At 69.1% G+C, this 21955-nt stretch carries 20 protein-coding genes; 3 read left to right on the top strand and 17 right to left on the bottom strand.

Annotated elements, in window-relative coordinates; translation table 11 throughout:
• Positions 1–55: 55 nt before the first annotated feature.
• The 3 genes from ISO16_RS14095 to ISO16_RS14105 all read right to left on the bottom strand — a co-directional run bounded on the left by ISO16_RS14095 (position 56) and on the right by ISO16_RS14105 (position 2930).
• Positions 56–856: an enoyl-CoA hydratase gene (locus tag ISO16_RS14095; protein WP_050035992.1), complete on the bottom strand. Its 801-nt coding sequence runs from the start codon at positions 854–856 to the stop codon at positions 56–58.
• Between the two features lie 10 nt (positions 857–866).
• Positions 867–1754: an alpha/beta fold hydrolase gene (locus ISO16_RS14100; protein ID WP_006939810.1), complete on the bottom strand. Its 888-nt coding sequence runs from the start codon at positions 1752–1754 to the stop codon at positions 867–869.
• Positions 1755–1955: 201 nt separating this feature from the next.
• Positions 1956–2930, bottom strand: coding sequence for an LLM class F420-dependent oxidoreductase (locus ISO16_RS14105; protein WP_195886166.1), 975 nt, complete (start codon positions 2928–2930; stop codon positions 1956–1958).
• A gap of 84 nt (positions 2931–3014) precedes the next feature.
• On the opposite strand from ISO16_RS14105, the gene ISO16_RS14110 reads away from it, so the two are divergent.
• Positions 3015–3740 (top strand): MOSC domain-containing protein, encoded by a 726-nt coding sequence (locus tag ISO16_RS14110; protein ID WP_072636403.1) that lies wholly within the window; start codon positions 3015–3017, stop codon positions 3738–3740.
• An 86-nt stretch (positions 3741–3826) separates the two neighbouring features.
• Here the strand turns inward: ISO16_RS14110 and fahA are convergent, their stop codons facing one another.
• The 14 genes from fahA to ISO16_RS14180 all read right to left on the bottom strand — a co-directional run bounded on the left by fahA (position 3827) and on the right by ISO16_RS14180 (position 19481).
• Positions 3827–5014 (bottom strand): fumarylacetoacetase, encoded by a 1188-nt coding sequence (gene fahA, locus ISO16_RS14115; RefSeq protein WP_072636404.1) that lies wholly within the window; start codon positions 5012–5014, stop codon positions 3827–3829.
• Positions 5011–5895: a hypothetical protein gene (locus tag ISO16_RS14120; RefSeq protein ID WP_072636405.1), complete on the bottom strand. Its 885-nt coding sequence runs from the start codon at positions 5893–5895 to the stop codon at positions 5011–5013. Before ISO16_RS14120 ends, fahA begins: the two co-directional genes overlap by 4 nt.
• Positions 5892–7088, bottom strand: a complete 1197-nt coding sequence (locus ISO16_RS14125) for a homogentisate 1,2-dioxygenase (RefSeq protein ID WP_072636406.1) — start codon at positions 7086–7088, stop codon at positions 5892–5894. Before ISO16_RS14125 ends, ISO16_RS14120 begins: the two co-directional genes overlap by 4 nt.
• A gap of 114 nt (positions 7089–7202) precedes the next feature.
• Positions 7203–7736, bottom strand: a complete 534-nt coding sequence (locus ISO16_RS14130; RefSeq protein WP_006939823.1) for a MarR family winged helix-turn-helix transcriptional regulator — start codon at positions 7734–7736, stop codon at positions 7203–7205.
• 160 nt (positions 7737–7896) lie between these two features.
• Positions 7897–9630 (bottom strand): ABC transporter permease, encoded by a 1734-nt coding sequence (locus ISO16_RS14135; protein WP_072636452.1) that lies wholly within the window; start codon positions 9628–9630, stop codon positions 7897–7899.
• Positions 9631–9635: 5 nt separating this feature from the next.
• Positions 9636–10802: an ABC transporter ATP-binding protein gene (locus tag ISO16_RS14140; RefSeq protein ID WP_072636407.1), complete on the bottom strand. Its 1167-nt coding sequence runs from the start codon at positions 10800–10802 to the stop codon at positions 9636–9638.
• 29 nt (positions 10803–10831) lie between these two features.
• Positions 10832–12004, bottom strand: coding sequence for an acyl-CoA dehydrogenase family protein (locus ISO16_RS14145; protein ID WP_072636408.1), 1173 nt, complete (start codon positions 12002–12004; stop codon positions 10832–10834).
• 40 nt (positions 12005–12044) lie between these two features.
• On the bottom strand, positions 12045–12326 hold the full coding sequence (locus ISO16_RS14150; RefSeq protein WP_006939834.1) for a hypothetical protein: 282 nt from the start codon (positions 12324–12326) through the stop codon (positions 12045–12047).
• A gap of 42 nt (positions 12327–12368) precedes the next feature.
• Positions 12369–13430, bottom strand: coding sequence for an ABC transporter substrate-binding protein (locus ISO16_RS14155; protein WP_072636409.1), 1062 nt, complete (start codon positions 13428–13430; stop codon positions 12369–12371).
• Between the two features lie 81 nt (positions 13431–13511).
• A complete protein-coding gene (locus ISO16_RS14160) occupies positions 13512–14756 on the bottom strand; it encodes an acyl-CoA dehydrogenase family protein (RefSeq protein ID WP_072636410.1) in 1245 nt (414 codons plus the stop codon).
• Positions 14757–14820: 64 nt separating this feature from the next.
• Entirely contained in the window at positions 14821–15996 is a 1176-nt protein-coding gene (locus ISO16_RS14165) for an amidohydrolase family protein (protein WP_050035997.1), read from the bottom strand.
• 145 nt (positions 15997–16141) lie between these two features.
• Complete coding sequence (locus ISO16_RS14170; protein ID WP_230304353.1) at positions 16142–17203, bottom strand: LLM class flavin-dependent oxidoreductase; 1062 nt, start codon at positions 17201–17203, stop codon at positions 16142–16144.
• A complete protein-coding gene (locus tag ISO16_RS14175; RefSeq protein ID WP_072636411.1) occupies positions 17200–18417 on the bottom strand; it encodes a CaiB/BaiF CoA transferase family protein in 1218 nt (405 codons plus the stop codon). Before ISO16_RS14175 ends, ISO16_RS14170 begins: the two co-directional genes overlap by 4 nt.
• Before the next feature lie 257 nt (positions 18418–18674).
• Positions 18675–19481 carry an SDR family NAD(P)-dependent oxidoreductase gene (locus ISO16_RS14180; RefSeq protein ID WP_072636412.1) on the bottom strand — a complete coding sequence of 269 codons (807 nt, stop codon included), beginning with the start codon at positions 19479–19481 and terminating at the stop codon, positions 18675–18677.
• Positions 19482–19607: 126 nt separating this feature from the next.
• Between ISO16_RS14180 and ISO16_RS14185 the strand changes: the two genes are divergently transcribed.
• A complete protein-coding gene (locus ISO16_RS14185) occupies positions 19608–20396 on the top strand; it encodes a FadR/GntR family transcriptional regulator (protein WP_006939847.1) in 789 nt (262 codons plus the stop codon).
• Between the two features lie 77 nt (positions 20397–20473).
• Entirely contained in the window at positions 20474–21814 is a 1341-nt protein-coding gene (locus ISO16_RS14190) for an MFS transporter (protein WP_139310921.1), read from the top strand.
• The last annotated feature ends 141 nt before the right edge of the window (positions 21815–21955 follow it).

The following is a 21955-nucleotide window of genomic DNA, read 5'->3' on the forward strand; positions in this document are numbered from 1 at the left end:
ATCGGACACGTTATAGGACGTCCAACCAATGGTCCAGACTTAACGCTCGATAAGCCTAGCGGCCCTGCCATACGGGCCGGCGCTTCTCCACGAACGCGGTCATGCCCTCCTGCGCATCGCAGATCATCGCGTTGGTCGCCATGGTCTCGGCCATCGCCTCGTAGGCCTGCTCCTGCGGCAGCTCGATCTGCCGGTAGAAGGCCTCCTTGCCGATCCGCACCGTCGCCGGCGACGCCGAGACGATCTTCGCGGCCAGCGCGGCGGTCTCGGTTTCCAGCGCCGCCGGGTCGACGACGAAGTTGACCAGCCCCCAGTCCGCGGCCGTCTCCGCATCGATGGTTTCGCCCGTGAGCAGCATCTGCATGGCCCGCTTGCGCCCCACCGCGCGGCTGAGCGCGACCATCGGCGTGGAGCAGAACAGGCCGATCTTCACCCCCGGGGTGCCGAACACCGCGTCCGACGACGCGACCGCCAGGTCGCACGACGCCACCAGCTGGCACCCGGCCGCGACGGCCGCACCCTGCACCGACGCGATCACCGGCTGCGGCACCGACTGCACGGTCTGCATCATCTCGGTACAGGTGTCGAAGATGACCCGCTCGTCCTCGAGGGTGCGGCCGATCATCTCGCGCAGGTCGTGACCGGCGGAGAACACCGGCCCCTCGGCGCGGATCACGATCACCCGGGTCGCGGACTCCGCGGACAGCGCGCGCAGTCCCATCGTGACCTCGCGCATCGCCGCCGCGGACAACGGGTTTCGCTGATCGGGACGGTTCAGGGTGAGCAGGCCGATGCCGGAGGCCTCGTCGACGGCGATGAGAACGGCGGCGGGCTGGTCGGTGCGCGTGTCGGTCATGTGCTCCTGCCTACACGACCCCGACGGGGGTGGCCACCCCCCGAACGTGGGTGAGCAGTCGCAGCAGCGCGGCCGCCACCTCGTCGGCGCGCTCGACGATGAGCGAGTGCCCCGCGCCGTCGACCCGCACCAGTTCGGCGGCCGGCAGCCGCGCGGCGATGGCCCGCGAATGCGCGAACGGGGTCAGCTCGTCGGCCGACCCGCCGACCACCAGGACCGGGATCGCCGCGAGCACGGCCAGCGCGGCCGACTCGTCCAGCACCGCGAACGCCGCCAGGAAACGCGAGAGCGTCACGATCGACGTCTCGTTCGTCAGGGTCGTCGCCAGCGAACGCGCCCACGAGTCCGTGGTGCCGCGACGGACCACCGGCGCGCACATCCGCCCGCCGACGCGCATCGATCCCTGCATCACCCGCGGCGCCCGTCGCACCGCGCGGTGCAGCACGGACACCGCCGGGTGCCGCAGGTAGCGGCCGAGCCCCAGGTCGGCCAGGCCGCTCGCCGCGGTCGCGACGAGCGCGGCGGCGACGACGCGGCTGCCGATCGCCTCCGGGTACAGCCGTGCGTAGGCCATCGCCACCATCCCGCCCATCGAGTGCCCCGCCAGCACCACGGGCCCGCGGGGCACGACGGTGCGCAGCACGGCGTCGAGGTCGTGGGCGAGCTGCTCGATGGTGTACGTCTCGGGCGCGCCGACCCCCGACCGGCCGTGACCGCGCTGGTCGTAGGCGACGATGCGGACCGCCGCGCCGGCCTGCCCGGCAAGGCGCTCGCGCACCGCCGACCAGCTGTCGGTGCGCAGGCAGTGCCCGTGCACCAGCACGACCGTGACGGGCGCGTCGGCGGGTCCGTGCACCCGCACCGACAGGGGCAGGCCGTCGTCGGCGGCGACGGTCACCCGACGCAGATCCGGTCCAGGCATCGCGGCCTCCCAGCGGTCGATCTGCCCGGAATGTCGTCGGTGCCCGACGGGGACGTTACCGCCGCGACCGAATCGTGACGACGCTCGGCGCCGAACCGATCGGCACGGAACTGCCGCACGGTTCCCGGACAGTGGCGCGCTCGATTCGCGGTCGACCGCCCGGCGCGGATCCGGCACTCAGCGTGGGGCGAGGGCCCGGATCATCTCCGTAGGATCGCCCGCGGTGGTCATCGCGATCACGGGGGTGGTCACACCCGCCTCGACGTACCGTTCGATGTGCTCCCGGCACGCCTCCGGCGGCCCGTGCACGACCAGCTGGTCCACCACGTGATCCGGGATCGCGGCGAGGGCCGCCGATCGCTCCCCCTTCCCCCACAACCGCCACATGCCCTCGAAATCCTCGCTGCGGCCCAGGAATTCGTGGAAGGCGCGGTAGACGGGGACGTTCATGTAGGCGGCGATCATGCGACGGCCGATGCTGCGGGCGGTCTCGGCGTCGAAGCCGGGCAGCACGAAGATGCGGGCGACGATCTCCTTGCCCGCTCCGCCCTCGTGCACGTACGGCGCGACGGTGCGCACGTTGTCGGCCGAGAGCCAGTTGACGATCGCACCGTCGGCCTCGCGTCCGGCGAGGCGCAGCATGCCGGGCCGCAGGGCGGCGAGCAGCAGGGGCGGGGCGGGATCGGGGACGAGGCCGGCCCGGAACCCGCTGACCTCGAACGTGTCGTACTTGTGGGTGACCTTCTCACCGGCGAGCGCGGCGCGCAGGAACTGCAGCGTGTCGCGGGCCCGCTTGAACGGCTCCTCGAACGGGGTGCTGTTCCACTTCTCGACGATCACGTTGGACGAGGTTCCGACGCCGAGGACGAAGCGGCCCGGGGCGGCGGCGGCGAGGGTGGCCGCGGAGATCGCCAGGGTGGCCGGGCCGCGCGTGAACACCGGGACGATCGCGGTGCCCAGGCGCAGCGTCGGCGCCCACACGCTCGCCAGCGCCAGGGGCGTGAAGGCGTCGGCCACGCTGCTCTCGGACGACCACACGTCGGTGTAGCCGAGGTCGGGCAGTTCGGCGATCAGGTTTCGCTGATCCGGCAGGGAAATGCCGTCGAGGGGGATCGTCAGGCCCCAACGGCGCGGCGTCGCATCATCGCTCATACGCCACACCTTAGGCTGCGCCGGTGCGTCCTTCGGGCTGCCACGACCGCCCGAAGGACACACCGGTCCGTATGCTGGCCCGTTGTGCAGGTCTCCCAGCTCTGGCGTTACCCGGTCAAGTCGTTCGGCGGCGAGCAACTGCAGTCGGCGGCGATCGAGTCCGACGGGCTGCGCGGCGACCACATGTGGGCGGTGATCGACGCCGAGACCGGCACCGTCGCGTCAGCGAAGAAGGTGCGGGCCTGGTCGCGGCTGCTCGAGTGCCGAGCCCGCCTGCTCGACGACGCCGACCCGTCGGATCCGTCCGCCCTCGAGATCACGCTGCCCGACGGCCGGTGCACCCGCGGCGACGACCCGCGCACCCCCGGGCTGCTGTCCGAGCTGACCGGGCGTGCGTTGACCCTGGAGCCCCGCCCCCGCACCTACGACGAGGCGCCGCTGCACCTGCTCACGACGGCCGCCGTGGAGGCGCTCGGCACGGGCGACACCGCCGGTGTCGCGCTGCGCCGCTTCCGGCCCAACCTCGTGGTCTCGACCGACGACACCGGGTTCGTCGAGGACGACTGGCTGGGCCGGCGTGTCGAGGCCGGTTCCGTCGCGCTCGTGCCGACGCAGCGCACGGCGCGGTGTGTGATGGTGACGCTGCCGCACCAGGAGGTGCCGGCCCGGCGCGACATGCTGCGCACCGTCACCGACCGCAACCGCGTCCCGAACCGGGCGGGCGGCAAGCCCGCCCCCTGCATCGGCGTCTACGCCGACGTGGCATCGGACGGCGTTCTGGCCGTCGGTGATTCGCTGATCGTCCGCTGAAACGGATCCGCGCGCCGACCGGACGTCGACGCGCGGAATGCACCGCGCCGCTGTCGAACCGGCGCGCGGATCCGGGGAGAGTCGGCTCAGCGGCCGGCGTCCTTCGCGGGCAGGATGCGGGTGCGGACCTCGCCGAAGCCGATGCGGGTGCCGTCCGGGCCGGGCGCGGTCGCGGAGATCGCGATCTCGTCGCCGTCCTCGAGGAAGGTGCGGGTCTCGTCGCCGACCTGAACCGGTTCCTTACCACCCCAGGTGAGTTCGATGAACGCGCCGCGCTGGTCCTTCTCCGGCCCGGAGATGGTGCCGGAACCGAACAGGTCGCCGGTGCGGGTGGCGGCACCGTTGACGGACGTGTGCGCGAGCATCTGCGCCGGCGACCAGTACATCTGGGCGTACGGCGGACGTGAGACGACGTGGCCGTTCCATTCGACCTCGAGATCGATGTCCAGGCCCCACTTCTCGGTGCCCTTCAGGTACGGCAGCGGCTCCGGGTCCTGAACCGGGGTGTCGACGCGGGCGGCCTCGAGCGCGGCCAGCGGCACGACCCACGGGGAGATGGAGGTCGCGAAGGACTTGCCGAGGTTCGGGCCGAGCGGCACGTACTCCCACGCCTGGATGTCGCGGGCCGACCAGTCGTTGAGGATGACGGCCCCGAAGCAGTGGTCGGCGAACTCGTCCGGGGTGATCGACGATCCCATCGGGGAGCCGACTCCGACGACGAAGCCCATCTCGGCCTCGATGTCGAGACGGATCGACGGGCCGAAGACGGGCGCCGGGTCGTTGGGGCCCTTGCGCTGGCCGCACGGGCGCACGATGTCCACGCCGGAAACGACGACGGTGCTCGAGCGACCGTGGTAGCCGACCGGCAGGTGCTTCCAGTTCGGCATCAGCGGCGACGGGTTGTCGGGCCGGAACAGCCGTCCGAGGTTCGACGCGTGGTTCTCCGACGCGTAGAAGTCGACGTAGTCGGCGACCTCGATCGGCAGGTGCAGCTCGACGTCCGCGACGGCGTGCACGGCCTCGGCGGGCACGTCCCCGGTGACCAGGTTCTGCAGCGCGGCGCGCACCTCGTCCCAGCGGGCGCGGCCCTGCGCCATGAAGGCGTTGAGGGTGGGCTCGGCGAAGGCGGGGTCGTCGAACACGACGGACAGGTCGAGAACGGAGTCACCGACGCGCACACCGACGCGGGGCTGCGTTCCGGCCGTGGAGAACACACCGTAGGGCAGGTTGTTCGCGCCGAAGAGCGAATCTTCCGGAATGTCGATGACGGTCATGCAAGGGATCCTTCGGTGATCGGGGACATCGTCGACGGAGCCAGGCCGACCTCGATGAGGTCGACGAGCGGCTCCGCGATGCTGCAGGTTCCGAACGAACGGAAGCTGTTGCGCACCTGAGTGGTACGCGCGGGTGTCAGCGAGCCCAGTCGTGCGGCGAGTCGGTCACCGTTCCGGTCGGCGAGCACGGCCGCCAGGTCCGGGGTGTCCGCGCCGTCGAGCGCGGCGTCGACGGCGGCGAGCACGTTGAGGAATCCGTGCTGCTCGAATCCGGTATGTGGGTCGGTGTTGCGGACCGCGTGGTGCAGACCGGCCGTGGCCTTGAACGGGACCTTCGTGCGGACCACGGTCGCGACGGCCTCCGCGAGTTCCTGCTCGTCGGGGTACGCCTCCGCGACCACGCCGCCGGTGCGGAACTTCGCCGCGTAGCGCGATCCCACGAGACCCTGGAGGATCTCGGCGCGGCGCTCGTCGCGCGGAATCTCCACGAACAGAGCCACTCCCGGGTACTCGGCGGCGAGCACATCGAGGGCGACGAGAAGCCCGGTGGGGGTCTCGTCGGCCGGAACGGCGATCTCGAGCGCCGCCACGGCAACGCCGTCGAGGCCGCGCAGGCTCTCCATCGCGGGAACGACCGCGGCGGGGCCGCCGGGAACGGTCAGGCTCAGTGTCAGCTCACCGCCGAGCGGTCGCTGCCCGAGCGCCTCGACCAGCTCCGGGATCCGTGGCGCCGGGAACACGAACGTGCCTACCAGCTCGGCGTGGTCGGCGACGCGGTGCGCGGCGTGGGCCGGCAGGGCGCGATCGAGCGGGGCGTTGCCGGGCGGGAACAGCGCGGCGTCGTCGCACAGTTCCGTCAGCAGGGCTCCGAGAGTGCTCACTTCTGCAGCCCCCGGTTCCGGCTTCCGGCGTAGGCCGCATCCTCGCACGCGAGCGCACCCTCGCCGAGTTCGAGCGGCCGGAACGTGTCCACCATGACGGCGAGCTCGTCGAAGAAGTCGACACCGATGCTCCGCTCGTAGGCACCGGGCTGCGGACCGTGGGCGTGGCCGCCGGGATGGACGGAGATCGAACCCTGGCCGATGCCGGAGCCCTTGCGGGCCTCGTAGTCGCCGCCGCAGTAGAACATGATCTCGTCGGAGTCGACGTTGGAGTGGTAGTACGGCACCGGGATCGCCAGCGGGTGGTAGTCCACCTTGCGGGGCACGAAGTTGCAGATGACGAAGTTGTTGCCCTCGAACGCCTGGTGCGCCGGCGGCGGCTGGTGGACTCGGCCGGTGATGGGCTCGTAGTCGTGGATGCTGAAGGTGTACGGGTACAGGCAGCCGTCCCAGCCGACGACGTCGAACGGGTGGTTGGGCACGAGGTAGCGGGTGCCGACGATGCCGTGCGAGGTGCGGTGCTTGACCAGGACCTCGACGTTGGTGTCCTCCACCTGGATCAGCTCGGTCGGGCCGTGCAGGTCGCGCTCGCAGAACGGCGCGTGCTCGAGGAACTGGCCGAACCGCGACAGGAAGCGCTTCGGCGGGACGATGTGGCTGTTGGCCTCGATGACATAGGCGCGCAGCGGCTCGTCGCCGGTAGGGATCCAGCGGTGCGTGGTGGCCATCGGCAGCAGCACGTAGTCGCCGGCCTTCGCGTCGAGCACACCGAAGACGGTCTCGACGCGGGCGGTGCCGGACTCGACGTAGACCATCTCGTCGCCGACGACGTTGCGGTAGAGCGGCGACTCCTTCGTCGAGACGACGTAGGAGAGGCGCACGTCCGCGTTGCCGAGGATCAGCCGGCGGCCGGTGACGACGTCGGTCTCGGCCCAGACGGTCTCCGGGAACAGATCGTGCAGCTTCAGGTGGCGCGGCTTGAGCGGGTGGTTCGGGGTGGTGGCCTGCTCGGGCAGCTTCCACTCGGTCGCGTCGACGATGGCCGACGGGATGTGGCGGTGGTAGAGCAGCGCCGAGTCCAAGGAGAAGCCCTCCTCGCCCATCAGCTCCTCGTAGAACAGCCCGCCGTCCTCGTTGCGGTGCTGCGTGTGCCGCTTCGGCGGGATAACGCCGAGCTGTCGATAGAACGCCATGGGATTCCGCTCCTCGGGCTCTGGGTGGCTGATCCGCGGAGATCCCCCGCGGTGTTAGTAAACACCTTAACTAGTTTTCGGACGTGAGCGCAACCACATCGGGAAGATCGGCTGTCAGTTGCGGTCGCGCATATCGAACCGGCTGCGCTTGGTGATGAGCTTGTTGAGCAGCATGACGAGGATCTGCTGCTCCGCCTCGGTCAGCACATCGACCCAGGCGGCCTCGCGCTCGTTCTGGGCGCGGAACGTCTCCACGATCTCCCGCTCGCCGGCCTCGGTGAGCGACAAGCGGACCGACCGGCCGTCCTCCGGATCTGGGGTGCGAGCCAGCAGGCCGGCCTCGACCAGCGGTTTCGCGAGATTGGAGACAGCGGCGCGGCTCATGCCGGTGAGCTTGGCGGCCACCTTCGGCTCGATGGGGCCGGCAAGCCAGGTGACGAACATCAGGCGGTACGCCGACCACGACCGCCCCCTCGGGCGGTGCACGGCCGCCTCCAGGTCGTACGTGACGATGTCGGAGGCCCGGTTGAGGGTCAGCAGCACCTCGGTGGCCTGCTCGTGGTAATCGCCGTATCGGCTGCTCAGGCGCCGGTTCGCGAGTTCGACGAAGGACCAGTAGTCGAGGTCGCGGGCGTCCGCTTCGGTCATGGGCGCCACCTTATCCGAGGACGGCCGCGTTAGTATATGTGTTAATCAATTCCGATACGGAAGCCCGGGCTGTCCGCCGTTGTGTGTCGGCACCGCACAATCGGGCAGAACGCACGACCGCCCGGCCGACACGTGGTCGGCCGGGCGGTCCGGGGACATCTCACATCTTGCTCATCGCGTCCGCGCCGCCGGCGAGCATCGCCGCAGTGACACCCACGGCGGTCACGCCCGTCATCACGAGGGCCACGGCGGCCACCAGCGGGTACCCGCCGTTGGACCAGTACTCGAACAGGATGGTGCCCATGACCTGGGTCCGGGACGCGCGCACGAGCAGCGACGCCGTGAACTCGTGGGTGAGCAGCACGAACAGCAGTGCCGCGGTGCCGCCCAAGCTGCCGCGCATGAGCGGCAGCAAGATCTTCACATTCGTGGTGACGAAGCCCGCGCCGCTGACGCGGGACGCCTCGAGGTAGCTGTCGCCGAGCGCGAGCATCGACGACAGCTGCATGCGGGTCGCGAACGGCAGCATGAGCGTGACGTACACCAGAATCACGACCCACGGCGTGCCGTACAGGATGATCGGACCGGTGGTGTAGGTCAGCAGGAACGCTGCGCCGAAGATCACGGCTGGAACTCCGAGCGGCATCGATACCAGAACGTCGACGAGGAGGCGAAGGGCCGGGTAGCGCTGGCCGCGCACGATCAGGCCGGCCGCGACGAAGCCGAGCGGCAGCACGATCGCCATGGCCGCGAACGAGAACATCAAGCTGTTGCCGACCGCGGCCGGCACGGCCGTGCCGGAGAAGATCGTGCGGAAGTTGTCGAACGTCAGGGTCGAGAAGTCGATGGTGCCGCGCCAGTATCGGGACAGCGCGACGAACACCAGGGCGAGCAGCGGCAGGATCGTCGACAGCAGCGAGAACACCAGGATCACCGCGACGCCGGCCTTGGAGGGCCGACCCTGTGATTTGAACGCCTTGCCGCCGTGCGTGACGAACCGACGCTGATTGCCGAGCATCGCCTTCTGCGCGAAGACCACGACGACACCGACGACGAGCAGCGGTGAGCCGAGCGCTGCGGCGGTCGCGAACTGCGCGGGACTGTCACTGATCTGGAAGTACATCTCGGTCGTGAGCACGCTGACGCCGGAGTTGGTGCCCAGAAGCAGTGGTCCGGTGAACTGGCCGAGACCGAGCAGCAGCGCGACACCGGAGCCGTAGATGAGGGTCGGGCGCAGCAGCGGAAGGGTGATCCTGAAAAAGACCTTCCATTCCGGCATGCCGGAAACCTGTGCGGCCTCGATCATCTCGGAGTTGATGTTCTCGAATCCGGAGCGGACGAACATGAAGACGAACGAACTCAGCGAGAAGCCGGTGATGATGACGATCCACTCGATCGAGTAGATGTCGACCGGGCCTTCCTCGAGGTGCGACCACCACGGCAGATTCCGCAGCATGGCGTTGAGGTAGCCGGGCCGCGGCGACAGCAGAAACGCCCAGCCGACGATCGAGGCGACAGCCGGAATGACGATGGGCAGAATCGGCAGGACTTCGAGGAACGCGAATCGGCGGGGCAGGCGGCTGGCCGCCCACGCCAGAGCGGTTCCCAGCACCATCGCGATGGCCAGTGATCCGATCGCCAATCCGAGCGTGTACCACAGGATCTGACCGATACGTGACAATCCGAATGCCCGCGAGTAACCGGCAGCGCCGTCCTCGAACGCGGTCAGTTGCAGGCGCACGATCGGGAGGACGACCAGGTAGGCGAGCAACGCGGTGAACGCGACGACACCCATTCGGCGTGCCCCGGCGCGCACCGCCGTATTCCGCATGCCGTTCGGGGCGGTTGTGACGGACTCGTTCTCCTCGGTCCGTGGCAGTGTCAGAATCGCCATCGCCCTCACCCCACCAGGGCGCTGACGAGCGCCTGCTGATCCATCGGCAGCGCCCTGCCGTCGGTGTCGAAGGTGCGCCCGTCGATCGGGTCGAAGGCGAGAACCATCCGCGCGTCGCGTTCGATCAGCCGCGGTGCGCGGAACGAATCGAACGTCGCGACGCGGGCGTGCAACTCGCGGCGTTGGGAGCCCTCGACCGCGACCGAGAGCATGACGTCCAGGTGCAGGCCCCCGTACTCGACGTCGTCGACGTTGACGACCATGCCCGCCTCGCCGGGCTGCAGGTCCGCCACGTCCGGGACCAGGCGTACTTTTTCGGGGCGCAGGCGCACCACGAACGAGCCGACCGACGCGGCCGCACGCGGCTGCATGCCGTGGATCTCGGTGCCCAACGCGTACCAGCGGCCGTCGACGTACTCGCACGGGACCCGGTTCGACATGCCGGTGAAACCCGCGACGTACTCGTCGACCGGCTCCTCGAAGACCTCGCGGGGCGGGCCCATCTGGACGATGCTGCCCGACCTCATGATCGCCATCCGGGTTCCCAGAGCGAGGGCTTCGCTCTGGTCGTGCGTGACGAACACCGCGGTGAACGGCTTGCGCTGGTGCAGGTCGTGGAGCTCCGCGCGCACCTGGTCGCGCAGGCGGGCGTCGAGGTTGCTCAGCGGCTCGTCGAACAGCACCAGGTCAGGGTGGGAGACCAGGCCGCGGGCCAGAGCCACGCGCTGCTGCTGACCGCCGGACAGCTCGGCGGGGAGACGGTCGAGCAACCGCTCGCAGTCCACCAGCGCCGCGGTCTCCTCGACGCGCCCGCTCGCGAGAGCGTCGGTGAGCTTGCGGGACTTGAGCGGATAGGCGATGTTCTTGCGCACGGTCATGTGCGGCCACAGAGCGTAGGACTGGAACACCATTCCGATGAACCGCTTGTCCGGGGTGAGGTTGATGCCGCGCTGCCGGTCGAACACCACCTGGTCGCCGAGGGTGATGGAGCCTCCGGCCGGCTGTTCGAGGCCCGCGAGGCAGCGGAGCGTCGTGGTCTTGCCGCAGCCCGACGGGCCGAGCAGCACGAGGAATTCGCCGTCCTCGATCTCGAGGTCGAGGTGGTCGACGGCGACGGTGGGTGGTTTTCCGTCGAAGTTCTTGAGCAGCTGGCGTACGGAGACGTGGGACACGGTGTACTCGCTTTCTGAACGAGCGGGGTTCAGGACTCGGTGGAGGAGAGCACGGCGGATGCCGGCTCCTGCCTCGGATCGGTGGATGCCTCGCTGCTTGTCGCAGCGCCTGCCGCGGCCAGAGCATAGAGGCGCTGGGCATGATCGTCACCGCTCCCCCACAGGACGCCGGAAGTCAGAGCACGGCGGTAGTACAGGTGTGCGGTGTGTTCCCAGGTGAAGCCGATGCCGCCGTGCACCTGGACGTTCTTCTCGACGGCGAGGCGTGCGGCGTCCCCGCAGGCGAGGGCTGCGATCGCAGCGGCCTCGGCCAGATCGTCGTCGCTCCCCTCCACGACGGCCCACACGGCGTGGGCAACGGCGGACTCGGCGAGTTCGACGGCCACGGAGACCTCGGCGAGCATGTGCTTGATCGCCTGGAATCCGCCGATGACGCGGCCGAACTGGACGCGCCGGCCGGCGTAGTCGACGGCATTGGCCAGGCAGGTACGCGCGACGCCCAGGCTCTCGCACGCGAGGGCCACGACCGCCCTGTCGTGGATCCACCCGAGTGGAGCGCGCTCCGCGAGGACGGTCGCCGGGGCGGCCTCGGCACGAACCCGGGACAGGATCCGGGTCGCATCGGTAGTGTCCATCCGCTCGGTCGTGAGCACGGCTGCGTCGACGGCGTAGAGGCCCACCTTCCCGGATTCGTCGGCGGCGGGCATCAGCACGGTGTCGGCGACGTCGCCATCCACGACGAAACCGGCTCGGCCCGTCACGAACACGTCGTCACCCACGTGTTCAGCCCGAAATCCGGGGTCCGTACCCGGTGCGGTGACGACAGTGGCGACGACGGTCTCCCCCGTCGCGATGCCGGCGAGCAGTTCCGCGGCACGCGGCGCGCCGTCGCAGCGCGACAACGCCGCGGCGGCAACGACGCCGCTGAGGACCGGGACCCTGCTCAGTTCCGCACCGAGCAGCTCGAGGACGGCGGCGACGTCGGCGAACGACGCGCCGAGACCACCGGCGGCCTCCGGAACGGCGAGTGCACCCACGCCGATCTCGGTGCCCAGCACGGCCCACAGGTCACGATCGACCGGACCGTCGCGGTATACGCGCTCCGCGCGTCCGTCGACCGGGTCCGTCCGACGGATCACCGAGCGGATGGTGTCGGTGAGCAACGCGGTGTCCTCTGCCGCGGCCGAGGTTCCGAGAATCATGCTGTCGCCTTTCGTGGATGAGGGAGCGCCGGGTGCCCGGTCAGTCCGAGGACGGGAGGGGCTTTGCCTGCTTCTGGCTGAGGACCTCGTCACCGACCGCGAGCGGCCCGGCGCCGCCGCGCACGACCACGACCTCGACGCCGCCACCGGAGTAGCGCTTACCCATGAGAAGCTCGCCGCCCTGCGCGGGTGCGGCTGGCGCCGCATCCGCGCTCATCGGCTCGCCGCCGCACAGCAGCGGCCCCGTCGCGCCGTCGTCGATACGGACGACAATCACCTCCGCGGTGCACACCGCGCTCTTCAAACGTTCACCGACGTTCATCGGAAATTCCTCTCGTGTCAGGTCCGTACCGAACCGGTGTGCTTATTGGGAAGCGCCGAACAACTGCTCGAACTCGGCGCGGAAGGCCTCCACATCGGCGGCGGTAACGGTCCGCGAGTTGACCCAGATGTTCTCGGCCGGAGTCGCCGCCGTCGCGATGTCGGACAGGACCGCGCCGGCCCGGTTGGCGACCGCTTCCTGACCGGCCTTGGTCACGAGGAAGTTCGCGAACAGTTGCGCCGCGTTGGGATGCGGAGCGGCGCCGCTGACGCCCGTGTAGAAGGCCGCACCGAACACCGGCTTCGGCATGGCTGACTCGACCGGCGCGCCGGCCGCCTTCTCGGCGGTCAGCGGGACGGTGTAGACGGTGGCGGCGAGTTCCCCGGAGGCCAGGGCCTGACCCATTGCCTGCGCACCTGGATAGGTGCGTGGTTGCTGCGCGGCGAGTTTCTCGACGAAGTCGGGTGAGACAGTGTCGGCGAGGTAGTCGTAGAAGTCGACGATCGCTGCGGATACCGGCAGGATCACGCCGATCTTGCCGCCGGCCAGCTCGGGGGCGAGCAGGTCCTCGTAGCTGTCCATGCCCTCGGGGACCCGGTCGGTGTTCCAGCCGTAGGTGAGCACCGCCGCCGACGAGGTGAAGATCGTGTCGCCGATCATGAACTTCTCACTGTCGAACTCGGCTGCGTCGAACGCCGGGCCGGTGACCGGGGCGTAGTAGCCCTCGGCGATACGCTCGTCGACCCACGGGCGGGCCGCCGAGGCGACGACATCGGCGACCTGCCGGCCGGTCGAGGCCTCCGCGGCCAGTTTGGTCTGCAGATTCGCGTCGTTGTCACGGACGATGTCGACCGTGATCCCGTACGCCGACTCGAAGCGGTTGGCGAGGTTCTCGAGATTGTCGGTCGCCTGCCCGGTGTAGTACGTCACCGAGCCCTCCTGCTTGGCCGCCTCGATCACCTCCTGCCACGCGGCATCCCCCTGCGGGCCCAGGTCCTCTGCGGCGACCTCGGTGGTGGTGCCGGAACCGCAGGCGACCGCGGTGAACGTCAGCGCGGCGACCCCCAGTCCGGTGATCGTGCGGCGCAGCGTCGAGATTCTCATGGAACACGGCCTTTCGTGAAGAGCAGTACTCGAGGGGTAGTACACAAGGGTGATGTTCGGATCGTGGCGTCGAGGGTCGGCTCAGGCGGTCGCGGCGGCGGCACGCGCGCGTGCTTCCCGCCAGGTCACTCCGCGGTCTACTCGAACTTCCGCCGGCAGTCCGAGCAGTCGCTCGGCAACGATGTTGCGCTGGATCTCGTCGGAGCCACCGGCGATGCTGTACCCGGGCGCGCCGAGCACGTGCGCGTTCCAGCCGAACGTGCCCGGCACGCCGGTGTCCGCGACGAGATCGCGTCCGAGGATGATGCGCGCAGCCTCGGAGACCGCGGCGAGCTTGTCGACCCACTGGATCTTGCGCACCGACCCGACCGCCGTCGGGGCGGCGTCGGCCTCCCGGGCCTGACGATCGCGCAGCACGTCGACCTGGGCGAGCTTCTGCCGCAGGTAGACCCGCGCGAGGAGCTCGCGCACCCGCGGATCGGTGTCGCGGCCGAGAGTGCGGGCGGTGGCGAGGAGCTGGTCGAACTGCCCGCCGACGTTCGCCGAGTTGGACCCGCCCTCCCGCTCGAACGCCAGCGTGGTCAGCGCGACGGACCAGCCCTTGCCGATTCCACCCAGGCGCAGCGAATCGGGGATGCGCACCCGGTCGAGGAAGACCTCGTTGAAGCTGCTGCCACCGGACATCTGCCGGATCGGGCGGATCTCGACACCCGGGGCGTCCAGCGGAATCAGAAACGCCGTCATGCCCGCATGCTTGGGCTGGTCCGGGTCGGTGCGCGCGATGAGTTCACCCCAGTCGGCGAACTGTGCGCCCGACGTCCACACCTTCTGTCCGGTGATCACCCAGTCGTCGCCGTCGCGCACGGCTCGGGTACCCAGGTTCGCCAGATCGGATCCAGCCTCGGGCTCGGAGAAGAGCTGGCACGCAAGCAGGTCGCCTCGCAGCATCGCTGGCAGGAACTCGCGCTTCTGCCCGTCCGTTCCGAGGAGCCGTATAGTAGGAGCGATCAGATGCATTGTCACGGAGAATAATTCGTGCGGTCGCAAAGGACAGTGATCGTTCTCGATACGGGAGAACGCCTCCGCGACATCGGCGCCGAGACCTGCGCCACCGAACTCCTCCGGCCAGTCGAGAGCGCCGTAGCCGGCTTCGAGCTTGACCTTCTGCCACACGCGGTGCTGATCGAGTAGTGCCTTCTCCTCGTCGAATCCGAGATCATGGAACACGGCCACGTCGTAAGGGTCGTCGACCCGGTCGAACCCGAGTCGGGCGACGTTCTCGACGACCCACGCGCGGGCGCGGGACTCGAACTCCGAGAGGGACATCTTTCCTCCACAGTGCTGGGCCGTGCGAATGCGCGGCAGACGGGGTAGCGGCGGGGCTGCGGACTCAGGAGTCCAGGTTGTACAGCGCGGCGGCGTTGTCGTGCAGGATCTTCCGGGCGTCCGCCTCGGACAGGTGTGCGAAGTTGCGACGCAGGTACTCGTCGGGAGCCAGCGCATCGGAGGCCGGACCGGGCGACATCGACGTCGGGTGCGGGTAATCGGTTTCGTACAGGACGTTGTCGGCGCCGAGCTGCTCGATCGCGCTGCGGGCCGAGTCCTGCTCGAACCAGAAGCAGCCGTAGATCTGCCGCTTGAAGTACTCGCTGGGGAGCAGTTCGTACTCCGGGTGCTCCTTGTGCACACCCGAGTTCTTCCACTGCCAGTCCAGGCCCTCGAGCGCGAACGGGATCCAGCCGATGCCCGACTCGACCGAGACGAACTTCAGGTCGGGGAATCGATCGCAGATGCCGCCGCAGATGAGCTGAGAGATGGTGCGGGCGTTGTCCATGAAGAACGAGATGCCCATCATCGCGTAGTTGGCGTGCACGCCGTTGCTCTCGTGGCCGAAGCCGCTGAGGTCGACCTCGCCGGACGCGATGTGGAAGTTGATCGGCAGCTTCTTCTCCTGCGCCGAAGCCCACAGGCGGTCCCAGTACGGGTCGGTGAGCATCGGCAGACCGAATGCCGCCGGATTCTGCGTGAAGACCAGCCCCTTGTGACCCGCCGCGGCGACGCGCTCGACCTCGGCGAGCGTGGCCTCCATGTCCCAGAAAGGCAGAATGCCGACCGGAATGTACCGCCCGGGAGCGAATTGCGCCCACTCGGTCAGGTAGTCGTTGTAGGCCTTGATGCACGCGATCTGCAACTCGTTGTCACCGTTGGACTGCAGCGTCTTGGAGCTGAACACCGCGACGTTGGGGTAGAGGATCTGCGCGTGGATGCCGTAGTCGTCCATGATCGTCAGGCGCTTGGCCGGATCCCACGAGCGCGGGTCGGTGTCCTCGAATCGCGGCGGGCAGCTCGGCGGGTACTCGTGCCAGCCGGCCATCGCCGGCGAACCGACCGCGCTCATGCGCTTGCCGGCAACGAACCACGCCTGATCACCGCGGTGATCGTCCCAGCGCACGTGCGGCACCAGATCGCCCCACTTCTTGGTCGACATCCGCGAGGTCCACAGGTCCGGGGGCTCGACGACATGGGTGTCGGTGTCGATGATCTTGATATCGCGAAGGTCGTACACGTAATCCTCCTGAGAATCGGATGGAGTTCGAACGGAAGATCCGCTCGGCGGATTGCATGCCCTTACTATTAGGAACATGCGAATATTAACGGAGATTTAGATCACAGTCCATACCCGGAAGCGTTCCGCGTCACGAGGGGCCGAGTCACTCGGCCAGAGCCGGGAATACGTCCGTTCCCAGCAGCCGGATCGACTCGCGGGTCGCCACATCGTCAACTCCGGGGAACACCACACGCACCGTCACGTGCGCGCTCACCGTCTGCGGCAGCGCCCTCAGCAGTTCCCACCACGGACGCAGTTGGTCGACACACTCTTCGGGCGTGCCGGCCACGACATGGTCCGGCCGCGTCGGGACGGGCACGTTCGTGCCCGGCCCGTCCGGTACGGCGCCGTCACCGGCCTGCGCCATCCACCGCCGGTACCGCTCGCCGACGAGGAAATGCCCGGGCGCCACCGCCTCCCACGCCCCCGAGGCGGCGGTGAATGCGCACATCGTCAGGGCGATGTGGAAGGGCCGGTCCAGGTCTGCGAGTTCGAGTATCTCGAGCCGGCGGGCCAACTGTGCGACGGACGCGAGGTCGGGCGCGATCCAACCGTCGGCGATGCGCGCGGCGCGGCGCACACCCCGGCTCGCGAACGCCCCGAGGAGAATCGGCGGTCCCCCGGTCTGTGCGGGGAGCGGGCGCACCGGCACAGCATGTCCGGTCCGTCCGTCCGTCACGACCGCCTCGCCCGACCAGGCCGCACGCAGTGTGCAGACGGTCGTCTCCAGAATTCGTCCGCGCCGCGAACGATCGACGCCGAGGGCCGCGAATTCCTCCGGGCGATAACCGAGTCCGAGGCCCAGAATCACGCGCCCGCCGCTGAGCTGGTCGACGACCGCGACATCCTCGGCCAGCCGCAGCGGATCGTACAGCGGCCCGATCGCGACGTTGGTCGCGAGGTCGACAGCGGTGGTCTCGCGAGCGAGCGCACCCATCACCACCAGGGGACTGGGAAGATAGCCGTCCTCTGCGAAGTGGTGCTCGCTGAGCCAGACCGAGTCGAACCCGGACTTCTCAGCGGTCACGGCATGCCGCACGAGGGCGTCCAACGCCCGGCCCGACTCCGCCGCGGTCCCGCCGACAGTCTGGGCGGTCAGCGCTCCCAGGCCGACCCGGATGCGACGGCGTCGGTGGCCCACCGTCGCGTCCCGGAGCCGGCTCACTTGATCGCGCCGTCGACCTTGAGCTGGACGATCTGATCCCAGTCGAGGCCGTGCTCGAGCAGCACCTCCTCGGTGTGTTCACCGTGCTGGGGGGCACGGGTGAGCACCGGCGCCTCGTTTCCGAACCGCATCGGCGCCGTGACGAGATCCAGAGTGCGCCCGTCTTCGTACTCGACGGTGCGGACGTACTCGTTCGCGATCGCCTGCGGGTCCGTCAGCACGTCGAGGGGCTTGCGGAAGACGTCCCACTGTCCCTCCTGCTTGCCGAGGATGTCCGTCCACTCCGCGAGGGTGCGGGTCCGGAACACCTCGGTGAGCTCGGCGGTGCACTCGCGGGTGTTGCGGGCGCGGTCCTCGAACGTCGCGTAACGCGGGTCGTCGATCAGGTCGGGTCGGCCGATCGCCTCGCACAGCCCGGGCCAGTACTTCTGGCTCTGCAACAACGCCAGATGGATGTACCGGCCGTCGCTGGTCCGGTAGATGTTCGAGACCGGGTTCACCGGCGCGGACCGGTCCGGATAGGGCAGTTCCGCGGCCCCGACGAGCTGGGCGCCGGCGATGGTCGCCTGCATCGCCCACGCGCCGACCGCGAACAGCGACGTGTCGACGACGATGCCCTCCCCGGTGCGTTCACGGTGCAGCAGGCCGGCCGCGATCCCGCCGGCGAGCGCCATCCCGCTCTGCACGTCGCCGAAGGCCGGCCCCGGCATGTTGGCCGGCCACTCGAGGTCGTCGGGGGCGATCGACCCCGCCGCACCGGAGCGGGCCCAGTAGGTGATGCCGTCGAATCCACCCTTCTCGGAGTCGGGTCCGGCGACACCCTGGGCGGTTCCGCGCGCGTAGACGATGCGCGGATTGCGCGCCATGATGTCGTCGACGTCGATACCCAGCTTGGTCCGCGCATCCGGCAGGAAGTTGGTGGAGAAGACGTCGGCCGTCTCGACCAGCTTCATGAGGACCTCGCGACCCTGCGGGGTGGCGATGTCGAGGGCGATGGCGCGCTTGCCACGGTTGTTGATCTCCCACAGACCCGACATGCCGTCGACGTCGCCGGGCACGCCCCACGCCGCGGTCGTGCGCATCGGATCCCCGAAGTCGGAGTGCTCGACCTTGATCACGTCGGCTCCCCAGTCGGACAGGATCGCGCCGGCCGAGGGGACGAACGCATACAACGCGACCTCCACGACCTTGATTCCGTTCATCACCTTGGTCATCGAGCGTTCTCCTTCGTCGTACCGCAGTCACGTTCTACTGCAAAGATTTTCGGGCCACACGGCAGCTACGCTGCGTGTGGTGGTGGTTCCGTCGGCCGGCGCGGCGACACACGGGCGCGGATTCGACGGAGCGGCCTCCAGAGCCGGGGTGAAAAACACCGTAACTATAGCAATGTTTTATGAGTTGTACATCACATCACCGGTGAAGGCCTGTTCGATACGCACGGGATCCGGTCCCGCGGCTTCCGCGTGACAGGTCAGTACAGGGACTCCCCGCCGTCGACGATGAGGTTCGTCCCGGTGACGAACGCCGAGTCCGGGCCCGCGAGGTACAGCGCCGCGCTCGCCATGTCCGCCGGCGTACCGGCGCGCCCCATCGGCACGGTGGCGGCACGCTCGTCGAACAGCGAATTGCGCTCCTGCGTAAGTGGCGTCGCAGTGATCCCGGGGGACAGTGCGTTGACCCGAATGCCCGTGGGGGCGAGCTCGTAGGCAGCCATTCGTACCAACTGGTTGAGACCGGCCTTTGCGGTGCCGTACGGCACCAGGCTCGGCCGCACTCCCAGCGCCCGGATCGACGAGACCACGACGATCGAGCGATTCGTCCCCTCTCGGCGGACCATCGCGCGGGCCGCGGCCTGCACGCACCGGAACGTGCCGGTGAGATTGAGGTCGATGCAGGCCTGCCACTGCTCCTCGGTGAGTTCGAGGAACGGCGCCACGGTGCCGCTGCCGGCGTTCGCGACCAGGACGTTGAGCGAACCGAACTCCCGCTCGACCCGTTCGAACATCGCCGCTACCGAGTCGGCGTCGGCGATGTCGGCCACGATGCCCGCGACCCGCGACTCGTCGCCGCACCGGGCGCGCAACGATGCGACGGCCTCGTCGAGGATCTCGGGGCGGCGGGCCGCCACCGCGACCGTCGCGCCGGCGTCGAGCAACCGCTCCGCGATACCGCGACCGATGCCTTCGCTACCGCCGGTGACCAGGGCATTCTGCCCCACCAGCGCCTGGTGCCGCGAGCCGGAGTGCGTCGAATAGGGTTCCACTGTGTGCTGCGTCATAGCTTTGGTATAGCATTAGATACGAAATATTGGCATGGTTAAGGAGGAGTGCCCGGTCGGGACGGTCCCCGTCCCTATACTCATCACCACCCCGATCGCCGACCGAACAACCGACGAGGACATCGAATGACGCGCAACACCATGGGTTCTCCCACAGGAACCGCCGCCCTCCGACGCGCCATCGCGATGACACGGAACGAGAAGGTCTCGCGGACGGTCGCGCGCATGGTCGCCAAGGACATCGCCGACCGCCGGCTCGGCCCGGGTTCCGCGCTCGAGTCCGAGAACGACATGGCCAAGCGGTTCGGGGTCGGCCGCGCGTCGGTGCGAGAGGGCCTGCGCCTGCTCGAGGCGCAGGGGCTGGTGACGGTCCGGCAGGGCCTGGGCGGGGGCCCGATCGTGTCGGAGCCCTCGGGCTCCGAGTTCGGCGACACGCTGTCGATGTATCTGCAGGCGAACGGCATTCAGTTCCGCGAAGTTGCCGAGGCCGCCCTGGAGATGGAGGGGCTGGCCGCAGCAATGCTCGCCGATCGGATCGCCGCCGGAGAGGACGTCGACCTCACTCCCCTGGCCGCCCACGATCTCAGACCGGACATGTCGAACGAAGAGGTCACCGAGACCGCCACCGGATTCCACAGCGCGCTGCGGAACCTGACCGGCAACTACGTCCTCGACCTCACCGGTTCGGCCCTGGCCCACCTGTATACCGACCGGATGCTCGGCGCCCACCCCGAGGAGTGGAACGAGAAGGAGCGGGAGGCCTTCACCGAGCCGCACCGCCAGATCCACGACGCCATCGCTGCCGGCAACGCCGAACTCGCCCGCACTCTGACCCGCGCACACATGCGCGAGGTCATCGACCGCATCAGCCGCCAGAACCCGCGCATCCTCGACGAGCGGGTGGAGTGGCTCTGACCGACTAGCCTGCCCTTCGTAGTCCGGCCGCCGCCTCCCCGGGTCCACCCGGCAGGTGCGGCCCGTTCGTATGCGGCATGACCGTATCCGGAGGAGTTCCGCGGCGTTCTCGGTCGAGCGTGTCCCGTCGGGTGACGAACGAGAGCGGAGACCCCTTGACGACCAGACCCTCCATACCCGCCGCCGAGACTTCCCTCCCGGCGCGTCCGGCAGAACCGCCCACAGCCGCTGCCGCGCCTCCCCCGGGTGCGGCACCGGGACAGCCGAAGCAACCGCGCGCGGTATGGGCGATCACGTTCGCCGTGATCGTCGCGTTCATGGGTATCGGCGTGGTCAGCCCGATCCTGCGCCCGCTGGCCGAGCAGCTCGGCGGCACGCCGTCACAGGTGTCGTTGCTGTTCACCGGCTACATGGCCGTGATGGGTCTCGCGATGCTGGTCACCGGCGCGATATCCAGCCGCATCGGCACCCGCAAGACCCTGTTGCTGGGCCTGTTCGTCATCGCCGGATGCTCCCTGGGCGCGAGCCTGTCGGGGACGCTCGGCCAGATCATCGGCTTCCGCGCCGGATGGGGACTGGGTAACGCGCTGTTCGTCGCGACCTCGCTCGCCGCGATAGTCGGCGCCGCGACCGGCGGTGCGCCGAAAGCGATCGTGTTCTACGAGTCGGCCGTCGGCATCGGCATCGCGACGGGCCCGCTCGTCGGCGGACTTCTCGGCCAGATCTCCTGGCGCGCCGCCTTCCTCGGCGCCTCCGTACTCATGGCCGTGGCCTTCGCGCTGCTCGTCGTCCTGCTGCCGCCCGCCACGACGCCCGACCGGCCGATCCCGCTCATCGCACCGCTCCGGGCGCTCGGGCACGCGGGCCTGCTGTCGATCGCCCTCGTCTCCCTGCTGTACCACCTCGGCCTTTTCGCCCTGTTCGCATACGCGCCGTTCGTCCTCGAACTCGATCCACTTCGGCTCGGATTCGTCTTCTGCGGCTGGGGCGTGTGCGTGGTGATCTCGTCGGTGTCCGTCGCGCCTCGGTTGCGCACCGCGCTCGGCGCGATCGGCGCGACCGCCCTGGGCCTGGCCCTGTTCGCCCTCACCCTTGCAGTCGTGGCCGTATTCACCGGCAACCGACCGGCGGTCGTGACGTGCATCGTCGTCTCGGGCCTGTTCCTGGGCGTCCTCAACACCCTGGTGACCGAAATCGGTATGGACGCCGCGCCGGTGGACGGGAGCACCGCAGCCGCGGCGTACAGCTTCGTGCGCTTCGGCGGCGGCGCGGTGGCCCCGTGGCTCGCAAGCCGGATGGGCGAGATCTTCAACCCTCACGTTCCGTTCGCCGCCGCCGCCGGCGCCGTCGCGCTGGCGTTGGGGGTGCTGGCCCTCGGCCGGCGCCGACTGCCCGTTCACCACCGTCGGCAGCGTTGAACCGCAAAGCCTTACAGCCACCCGGTGACTTGCGCCACAGCAAAGGATACGGTACATATCGATAACCACACCAAATATTGCAATATTTAGTCGGGCGCGCGGACACACCGTCGGCCGGCGCCGGACTCCGTGAGGACCGTG

Source organism: Rhodococcus sp. M8, from assembly GCF_015654185.1.
Taxonomy (GTDB): Bacteria; Actinomycetota; Actinomycetes; order Mycobacteriales; family Mycobacteriaceae; genus Rhodococcus; species Rhodococcus aetherivorans.

Excerpts from the sequence above, each read along its gene's own strand:
- ISO16_RS14095 (WP_050035992.1), bottom strand. The coding sequence starts at position 856 with ATGACCGACACGCGCACCGACCAGCCCGCCGCCGTTCTCATCGCCGTC.
- ISO16_RS14105 (WP_195886166.1), bottom strand. The coding sequence starts at position 2,930 with ATGAGCGATGATGCGACGCCGCGCCGTTGGGGCCTGACGATCCCCCTC.
- fahA (WP_072636404.1), bottom strand. The coding sequence starts at position 5,014 with ATGACCGTCATCGACATTCCGGAAGATTCGCTCTTCGGCGCGAACAAC.
- ISO16_RS14125 (WP_072636406.1), bottom strand. The coding sequence starts at position 7,088 with ATGGCGTTCTATCGACAGCTCGGCGTTATCCCGCCGAAGCGGCACACG.
- ISO16_RS14130 (WP_006939823.1), bottom strand. The coding sequence starts at position 7,736 with ATGACCGAAGCGGACGCCCGCGACCTCGACTACTGGTCCTTCGTCGAA.
- ISO16_RS14135 (WP_072636452.1), bottom strand. The coding sequence starts at position 9,630 with ATGGCGATTCTGACACTGCCACGGACCGAGGAGAACGAGTCCGTCACA.
- ISO16_RS14145 (WP_072636408.1), bottom strand. The coding sequence starts at position 12,004 with ATGATTCTCGGAACCTCGGCCGCGGCAGAGGACACCGCGTTGCTCACC.
- ISO16_RS14150 (WP_006939834.1), bottom strand. The coding sequence starts at position 12,326 with ATGAACGTCGGTGAACGTTTGAAGAGCGCGGTGTGCACCGCGGAGGTG.
- ISO16_RS14155 (WP_072636409.1), bottom strand. The coding sequence starts at position 13,430 with ATGAGAATCTCGACGCTGCGCCGCACGATCACCGGACTGGGGGTCGCC.
- ISO16_RS14160 (WP_072636410.1), bottom strand. The coding sequence starts at position 14,756 with ATGTCCCTCTCGGAGTTCGAGTCCCGCGCCCGCGCGTGGGTCGTCGAG.
- ISO16_RS14175 (WP_072636411.1), bottom strand. The coding sequence starts at position 18,417 with ATGACCAAGGTGATGAACGGAATCAAGGTCGTGGAGGTCGCGTTGTAT.
- ISO16_RS14180 (WP_072636412.1), bottom strand. The coding sequence starts at position 19,481 with ATGACGCAGCACACAGTGGAACCCTATTCGACGCACTCCGGCTCGCGG.
- ISO16_RS14185 (WP_006939847.1), top strand. The coding sequence starts at position 19,608 with ATGACGCGCAACACCATGGGTTCTCCCACAGGAACCGCCGCCCTCCGA.
- ISO16_RS14190 (WP_139310921.1), top strand. The coding sequence starts at position 20,474 with ATGACCGTATCCGGAGGAGTTCCGCGGCGTTCTCGGTCGAGCGTGTCC.